The sequence below is a fragment of the Sulfurovum sp. genome (genome assembly GCF_041562805.1).
Classification (GTDB): Bacteria; Campylobacterota; Campylobacteria; order Campylobacterales; family Sulfurovaceae; genus Sulfurovum.
On the sequence record NZ_JBFFOH010000105.1, the window covers coordinates 1 to 8,749 of the forward strand.

Below are 8,749 nucleotides of genomic sequence, written 5' to 3' on the forward strand. Positions count from 1 at the left end.
GATATACATACCCTTTAAATTACAGGTGCAACGATAAGCCGGGTTTTGTCGTGGGTAGTTATTTATCTAGACGTATTGTTGCCAATACGTTCAAGCGAAGTATGTCTGCTGATCTAACAGCTTGTGAGACTTATACCATATACTTCTTGCTGCGAACAGGGTTTACCTAGCTACCTATGTTACCATAAGTACTGGTGGGCTCTTACCCCACCCTTTCACTGTGACCACCGAAGTGGCGACCTACTTTCTGTTGCACTTGCCCTCAGATTACTCTGGCCATCCGTTAGATGGAGTTCTGTCTCACTTGCAGCCCGGACTTTCCTCTCGTGGTTTATACCACCAGCAACTACCTATTGCACCTTGGTGAAATTATAGCATATAAAAAGATAAGTATTACGTATTATGATTAATATAAGAATAGTTGTTAGCTAGTGAAGCAAGAAAAAATCAGATAAATTTCTCCAGATTAACTGTTCATTCTACCTATAGCACAGGAAACAAAGCTTTTTGCTTTAGCTGAAGTACTATTCATAAAACTCATCTCTTCTTCAGCTAAAGGATAACCGAGTTCTCTTAGTGCTTTTGCTAACTTATCTTTATCTTTATCTTTCATCTCTAAAGTGATCTTACGAGGGATAACCTCTAAGTTTACTTCTATTTTTCCAAATTCTTTGGCAAGTTTTGTCTTAAGTGTAGAAGCACAGCCACTACACTTCACATTAAAGACCTCAAACGATTCCTTCATATATGACTCCTGACGATTTAATTTAGTAGTATTATAGTCAAAAAAGGTAAATGAAAAAAGTATATTGGTGTTTATTTTTTAATCTTTTATCATTAAATAGGTTTTAAAGGAGATAAATAACGTGGGCTTTGAGCCCACGTAAAAGTGTTTGGAGATTTAACGAAGTGAGATAATTAAGAAAGAACTTCTTTTATAGCCTTGCCTATCTCAGCTGGTGATACAACTACTTTAACACCCACTGCTTCAAGTGCATCCATTTTCTCTTTTGCTGTTCCTGCAGAACCAGAGATGATTGCACCTGCGTGACCCATTCTTTTACCTGCAGGTGCAGTTTGACCTGCAATGAAAGCAACCACTGGTTTGGTTACATTTTCTTTGATGAAAGCTGCTGCCTGAATTTCAAGATCTCCACCAATTTCACCGATCATTACAATTGCTTCAGTCTCTGCATCGTCTTGGAACATTTGTAGAAGTTCCTTATATGAAAGACCGATGATCGGGTCTCCACCAATACCAACAGCTGTTGTAATACCATAACCTTCATTACATACTTGGTTTGCACCTTCATATGTCAATGTACCTGACTTAGAGATGAGTCCTACATTACCTTTTTTGAAGATCATACCAGGCATGATACCGATCTTACACTCGTCTGCTGTAATGATACCCGGACAGTTTGGTCCGATAGTCTTCATATTCTTCTTAACCGCGTGAGCTTTTGCTGCTTGCATATCTCTAACCGGTGCACCTTCTGTAATGATGACTGCAAGTTCGATACCAGCATCTGCTGCTTCCATTACCGCATCAGCCACAAATGCCGGGGGAACAAAAATCATAGAAACAGTTGCACCTGTTGTCGCTACTGCCTCTTTTACTGTATTAAATACTGGCTTACCAAGATGTATTTGTCCACCTTTATTTGGTGTTACACCACCAACGATCTTTGTACCATAGTCCATACATTGCTCAGCATGGAAAGAACCTTCTTTACCTGTAAAACCTTGAACGATTACTTTTGTATCTTTATTTACTAAAATTGACATCTATAATTCTCCCTTTGCTGCTGCTACTGCTTTTGCTGCACCATCACCCAAGTCATCACCTACTATAAGGTTAGCGATATTTGCATTTTTTAAGATCTCTGCCGCTTCTGGTGCATTTGTACCATCAAGTCTAACAATTACAGGTACATTCACATCTGTGATTTTTGTTGCTTCAATAATACCATTAGCGATTCTATCACATCTTACAATTCCACCAAAGATATTTACGAAAATAGCTTTGACTTTTGGATTTTTAAGAATAATTTCAAATCCTTTTGCCACTGTTTCAGCATTTGCTGAACCACCAACATCAAGGAAGTTTGCAGGTGTTCCACCCATGTAGTTAATAGTATCCATAGTACCCATTGCAAGACCGGCACCATTTACCATACAACCAATTTCACCATCAAGAGCAATATAAGAAAGACCATGTTGACTTGCTTCTCTCTCATCCGGATCTTCTTCAGAAATATCTCTCATATCTTCGATCTCAGGGTGACGTCCAAGTGCAGAATCATCAAAGCCCATTTTTCCGTCAAGTGCCATAAAATCACCAGATTCAGTTTTGATCAATGGGTTTATCTCGATCATCTCTGCATCATTTTCCATGTAAAGCTTGTAAAGTTTAGATGCAAAATCTATCATTTTTCTTTGCTCGTTTTTGTCTGTGATTCCAAGACCAAATACTAACTCTCTACCATGGTAACCTTGAAAACCGATCGCAGGATCAACTTCAATTTTGATGATCTTCTCAGGAGTATCATGTGCTACAGTTTCAATGTCCATACCACCTTCTGTTGAAGCCATAATAATTGGCATTTCAGCAGCTCTGTCAAGTACGACTGAAAGATAAAGCTCATCCTTAATAGCTGCACCTTCTTCAATATATACTTTATGAACCAATTTACCTTCAGGACCAGTTTGGTGTGTTACCAAAGTCATACCCAAGATCTCACTTGCCAATTCTCTTACTTCATCAATTGATCTGGCAAGTTTAACACCACCACCAAGACCACGCCCACCTGCATGAATTTGAGCTTTAACTACCCAAACATTTCCGCCAAGTTCTTGCGCATTAGTAACTGCTTGAAGTGGGGTATTAGCAATAATACCTCTTGGTGTCGGCACACCGTATTTAGCAAAGATCTGTTTTGCCTGATATTCATGTATATTCAATTTATACTCCTTTAAAATTACTATAAGTTCTATAATTATACGTCTTAGTAGGATAATGCTTGGTTAATTCTATTATCAATATTAGTAATTTACTGAATGTGTTAAATATCTACACAGTCTATAGCGATTTTGAAGGTAATTAAGCGAAAAATGGCTTTTGAAGAATGATAAAATAGCAAAAAGTGTTACGCTTCGTACATTTTTACTATTTTATTTGCAACTTATTATTTATACTTTAGGTGTGATCATCTCTTCAGGTTTCACATATCTATCGAAATCTTCTGCAGACATAAACCCAAGGGCTACAGCTTCTTCTTTTAGTGTCGTTCCATTCATATGTGCAGTTTTAGCGATTTTCGCCGCATTTTCATAACCTATATGTGGGTTCAATGCTGTCACTAACATCAAAGAGTCGTTCAAAAATCTATCTATATTCGCTCTTATTGGTTCAATTCCCACCGCACAATGTATATCAAAACTTCTCATTACATCTGCAAGAAGTTTTACAGATTGTAAAATGTTATATGCAATTACAGGTTTAAATACATTCAGTTCAAAGTTTCCTTGAGATGCTGCAATACCCACTGTTACATCATTACCCATCACTTGTACAGCTACCATTGTCATAGCTTCTGCCTGTGTTGGATTTATTTTGCCTGGCATGATAGATGAACCTGGTTCATTTGCAGGGATTTCTATCTCTCCCAAACCACATCTGGGACCTGATGCCAGCCATCTTATATCATTTGCTATCTTCATAAGATTTGCCGCAAGTGCTTTAAGTGAACCACTCAACACTACTTCAGCATCATGTCCAGTGAGTGCATGAAACTTATTTGGTTGAGAAACAAAGCCATAATTTATTGACATAAACTGGTTCAATTGTACTGCAACTCTTTGTGAAAACTCTGGGTGTGAGTTAAGCCCTGTACCTACAGCTGTACCTCCTATAGCAAGTTCCTTACAATATATAAGTGCATCATTAATTTGTTTGAGATTTGTCTCTAACATAGATACATATCCCGAAAGTTCTTGACCCAATGTAAGTGGTGTTGCGTCTTGTAAGTGTGTTCTACCTATTTTCACGATATCAGAAAAAGATTTTGATTTTAAGTCAAGTGTATTTTTTAATTGATTGAGTGCCGGGATAAGATCATCCGTGACTGCTATGACTTCTGCAATACGCATAGCAGTAGGGTAAGTATCGTTCGAACTTTGTCCTTTATTTACATCATCATTAGGATGAACCAGGTATTCCTGTGTAAAATCTCCACCTAAGATCTCTGTTGCTTTATTTGCGACCACTTCATTCATATTCATGTTCGACTGTGTTCCGGAACCTGTTTGCCATACAACAAGTGGAAAGTTATCATCAAGTTCTCCCGTGAGTACCATATCACATGCCTTAGATATCGCCGTTGTTTTTTCATCATTTAAACGATCTAAGGATTGGTTAACTAAAGCACATGCTTTTTTCAAGTTTGCAAAACCATAAACAATTTCAAGAGGCATTTTTTCATTACCAATCTCAAAATTATGTACAGACCTTTGTGTTTGTGCTCCCCAATATTTCTCACTTGGGACCTTCATCTCACCCATTGTATCTTTTTCAATTCTATAACCCATGTGTAATCCTTTTATTTATCATAATTACTTATAGTACTCTGTTTTAATTAATGAAATACTTACTAAGATCAAGAAGTCCAAAAAGGGAGGATAATTCTTTGTAGGGAGTAGATGTAACACTGTATTTTTCAATACAATGTTACTGAATTGAGATATGATTTTCGAGCTTTAGCTCTTACACGATTCGGAACTTAGTTCCTCGCTTGTACTGGATTTTAATCCTTGTACTATTCAGGATTTAGCCCTTCACATACATTGGACTTTAATCCTTAACCTCATATTGTTCACGACCCATTTGGTAAATGTCATTACCTTTTGTGTCATTTACAACAGTCACAGGAAAATCTTCCACTGTGATCTTTCTTACAGCTTCTGGCCCTAATTCCGGATAGGCGATCACTTCTGCTGAACGTATCTGCTTCCCAAGTAGTGCACCTGCTCCACCTGTAGCACCAAAATAGATACCATCATACTCAACACAAGCATCTTTTACAGCTTGGTTTCTTTTTCCTTTACCTATCATCCCTTTTGAACCATGCGCTAGCATAGTTGGAGAAAATGAGTCCATTCTATAAGAAGTAGTTGGCCCTGCACTACCTATTGGGTCACCTGGTTTTGGTGGAGTTGGTCCAACAAAATAAATTACTGATCCTTCCAGATCAAACGGAAGCTCTTCACCAGCTTCTATGAGGTCAACCAATCTACTATGCGCAGCATCTCTTGCTGTGTATATTGTACCATTTAGTAAAACAGTATCACCCGCTACAAGCTGCTTGGTATCTTCAGAAGTGAGTGGAGTTGTTAAAGTATATGTTGCCATTTCTTCTCCTTATATCGTGATATGTGTATGTCTTGAAGAGTGACACTGAACGTTTACAGAAACAGGAAGTGACGCAATATGACAAGGATTAGACTCAATATGTACGGCTAAAGCAGTTTTTGTTCCACCCATACCCATCGCACCTATTCCAAGCTTATTGATCTCATTGAGGATTCTCTCTTCAAGTTCAGCCATCTCTGGGTCTTCATGCGTTGTTTCAAGATCTCTAAAAAGTGCATGTTTAGATGAGATAACTGCTCTTTCAAATGTACCACCAATTCCCACACCTACAGTAATAGGAGGGCATGGATTTCCACCTGCATCAGAGATAACCTCTTTAACATACTCAACAATACCATCTTTACCTGCAGCTGGCGGAAAAACTTTAGCACGTGAAACATTTTCAGAACCACCACCTTTGGCAGCATATTCAATGTCGATCTTATCACCGGAAACAATATCAAAATGAATAATAGCAGGGAGGTTATACCCAACTGTATCTTTCAAGTTTAAACGGCTGAATGGTTCACATGTTGAGGCTCTTAAGTAACCTTCTGTATAACCCTCTTCTGTTCCTTGATTAATAGCATCTCTCAAAAGACCACCATTAATACGTACTTCTTCCCCAACCTTTACAAAAAATACAGCTAACCCAGTATCTTGACAAAGTGGTCTTTTTTCATCTTTTGCAATGTTCGCATTTTCAAGAATTTGGCGAATCACTTCTTTACTTACAGGTGACTTTTCAGCCTCCATAGCAGCTTGAAGTGCATCATATGTATCTTGTGGAAGATCAGTACCACAATGCATGATCATATCTTTTACTGCTTTTACAACAACATCAAATTCAATTTCTCTCATTTATAACCTTTAGTCAAAAAATTTCTTCTCTTTAAGTACATCGATCATACTTCTTACTGATGCAACGCTTTTTGCAAACTTAGTCTTTTGACCTTCATTTAGTGTCATTTCAAACAGTTTTTCAACACCATTCGCACCAAGTGCTACCGGTACACCCGAAACCACATCAGAATGACCATAGTGACCATCTAAATAAACTGCACAAGGGTGAATCTGTTTGGTATCTTTTAAAATCGCTTCCACCATAAGTGCTGTAGATTTTGCTGGGGCATAGTACGCTGATCCTGTTTTAAGATAGCCTACAATTTCTGCCCCACCATGTTTAGTACGTTCAACAACTTCAAGAATATCTTCTTCATCAAGTACATCCGTTAAAGGTACACCTGCAACTGTAGAGAATTTTGGAAGTGGCACCATATCATCACCATGACCACCCATAACTGAAGCACGGATCTGTCCTGCACCATAACCTATTTTCTCATGAATAAAGTGAGCCATTCTTGCAGAATCCAAAATACCCGCCATACCTATGACTCTCTCTTTAGGAAATCCAGATGCTTTAAGTGCGACGTATGTCATAACATCAAGAGGGTTTGAAACCATGATGATAATAGCCTCAGGTGCATGTTCTTTTACATCTGCAACAACTTCTTTAGTGATCTCTGCATTGATCATGAGAAGATCATCTCTACTCATACCTGGTAATCTAGGACTTCCTGCCGTGATAACGACTACATCTGAACCTGCCATTCCTGCAGCATCTTCTGCTACAGACACCAATGTATGCATTCTCGCTGCATTCGCTGCCTGAGACATATCTAAAGCTTTTCCTTTAGCGATCTCTATGTTTCTGTCTCTAAGTACTATCTCGTGACAGATACCTTTCATCGCAAGTGAATATGCTACAGTAGCACCCACATTTCCTGCACCGATAATCGATACCTTTTTACCTTTTTTCATTATAATCCTTTAAGTGAGAACGATAGGGGACCCCCAAAGCAAAACATAACTCATAACTTATGTTATCAATTATGCTTTGCGACAAAAGAGGCTACATCAACCCTATGCTATATGACACATATATGTCAAGAGTATCTTTTTACACTAGATACCAAGAAGTGATGCAGAGGAGTACCCTCTACAGAAGTGTATAGCATACAAAAATGTTATGACATTTTTGTGACGAGTATTGCACAATTAAAATGCAATACTCAGTGGAACCTTACTTATATTGCGTCAATGATCGCATTAAGTGTAGCAGATGGTCTCATCGCTTTCTCAGCTAACTCATCATTTGGATGGAAGTAACCGCCGATGTCTTGAGGTTGACCTTCTACTGCAAGAAGCTCTTCCATGATTGTCGCTTCTTTCTCTTTAAGTTCCGCAGCAACAGGAGCAAACTTAGCAGCTAATTCAGCATTGTCACCTTTAGCAAGTGCATCTGCCCAGTACTGAGCTACGAAGAAGTGAGATGCTTTATTGTCTGGCTGTCCACATTTTCTACCTGGTTCTTTGTTGTTATCAAGGTAACCTTCATTAGCGATATCTAGTGCAGCTGTAAGTGCCGCCAGTTTAGCATCATCATGTTTTTGTCCGATAAATCTTAATGACTCAGCCAATGCCAAGAACTCACCAAGTGAATCCCATCTTAAGTGACCCTCTGCAAGGAATTGATCAACGTGCTTAGGAGCTGATCCACCTGCACCAGTCTCATACAATCCACCACCAGCGATCAATGGAACGATTGAAAGCATTTTAGCAGATGTTCCAAGCTCTAGGATCGGGTACATATCTGTAAGGTGATCTCTAAGAACGTTACCAGTTACAGCTATCGTGTTTTCACCTCTTCTGATTCTCTCGTTTGTAAATCTTGTTGCATCAGTCACTTTCATGAATTGAATGTCTAAACCATCTGTATCATAGTCTGCAAGATAAGCATCTACTTTTTTCCTAACTTCAGCATCATGAGCTCTGTTTTCGTCTAGCCAGAAGATTGCAGGGATACCTTCGATTCTTGTTCTCTCAACTGTAAGTCTTACCCAATCTCTGATCGGGATGTCTTTTGTTCTTGACATTCTCCAGATATCACCAGCATCACACTCGAAACTCATTAGTACTGTACCATCTTCAGCAGTAACAGTCACTGTACCAGCTTCTGCAAGTTCAAATGTAGTTGGGTGAGAACCATACTCTTCTGCTTTTTGAGCCATAAGACCGATATTTTGCATTGTACCCATAGTTGATACATCATATTGACCATTCTTCACACAGTCTGCTACCATCTCTTCATGGAACATAGCGTAAGTAGAATCAGGAATAACTGCTACAGTTTCAAGCGCAGCACCTGTTCTATCCCACTGTTTACCACCTTCTCTTACCACTACAGGCATAGAAGCATCGATAATTACATCGTTTGATGCGTTAAAGTTTGTTTGACCTTTATCAGAATCAACCATTGCAATTTTTGGAGCATCTGAA

General features: G+C 38.7%; 8 protein-coding genes and 1 other RNA gene. All 9 read right to left on the reverse strand.

The window, feature by feature from the left end; translation table 11 throughout:
* Positions 1-18: 18 nt before the first annotated feature.
* An RNA gene (rnpB, locus tag ABYK33_RS11100) (RNase P RNA component class A) lies at positions 19-362 on the reverse strand.
* A 104-nt stretch (positions 363-466) separates the two neighbouring features.
* Positions 467-745, reverse strand: a complete 279-nt coding sequence (locus ABYK33_RS11105) for a heavy metal transporter (RefSeq protein ID WP_373033275.1) — start codon at positions 743-745, stop codon at positions 467-469.
* A gap of 173 nt (positions 746-918) precedes the next feature.
* Entirely contained in the window at positions 919-1,788 is an 870-nt protein-coding gene (sucD, locus tag ABYK33_RS11110; protein WP_373033276.1) for a succinate--CoA ligase subunit alpha, read from the reverse strand.
* Complete coding sequence (sucC, locus tag ABYK33_RS11115) at positions 1,789-2,964, reverse strand: ADP-forming succinate--CoA ligase subunit beta (protein ID WP_373033277.1); 1,176 nt, start codon at positions 2,962-2,964, stop codon at positions 1,789-1,791.
* Positions 2,965-3,192: 228 nt separating this feature from the next.
* Positions 3,193-4,590, reverse strand: a complete 1,398-nt coding sequence (gene fumC, locus ABYK33_RS11120) for a class II fumarate hydratase (RefSeq protein WP_373033278.1) — start codon at positions 4,588-4,590, stop codon at positions 3,193-3,195.
* Positions 4,591-4,852: 262 nt separating this feature from the next.
* Positions 4,853-5,410 carry a Fe-S-containing hydro-lyase gene (locus tag ABYK33_RS11125; protein ID WP_373033279.1) on the reverse strand — a complete coding sequence of 186 codons (558 nt, stop codon included), beginning with the start codon at positions 5,408-5,410 and terminating at the stop codon, positions 4,853-4,855.
* A 9-nt stretch (positions 5,411-5,419) separates the two neighbouring features.
* Complete coding sequence (locus ABYK33_RS11130; protein ID WP_373033280.1) at positions 5,420-6,271, reverse strand: fumarate hydratase; 852 nt, start codon at positions 6,269-6,271, stop codon at positions 5,420-5,422.
* A gap of 9 nt (positions 6,272-6,280) precedes the next feature.
* Entirely contained in the window at positions 6,281-7,231 is a 951-nt protein-coding gene (mdh, locus tag ABYK33_RS11135) for a malate dehydrogenase (RefSeq protein ID WP_373033281.1), read from the reverse strand.
* A gap of 266 nt (positions 7,232-7,497) precedes the next feature.
* Positions 7,498-8,749: NADP-dependent isocitrate dehydrogenase (locus ABYK33_RS11140; RefSeq protein WP_373033282.1), on the reverse strand; the 1,252-nt coding region annotated here is incomplete at its 5' end.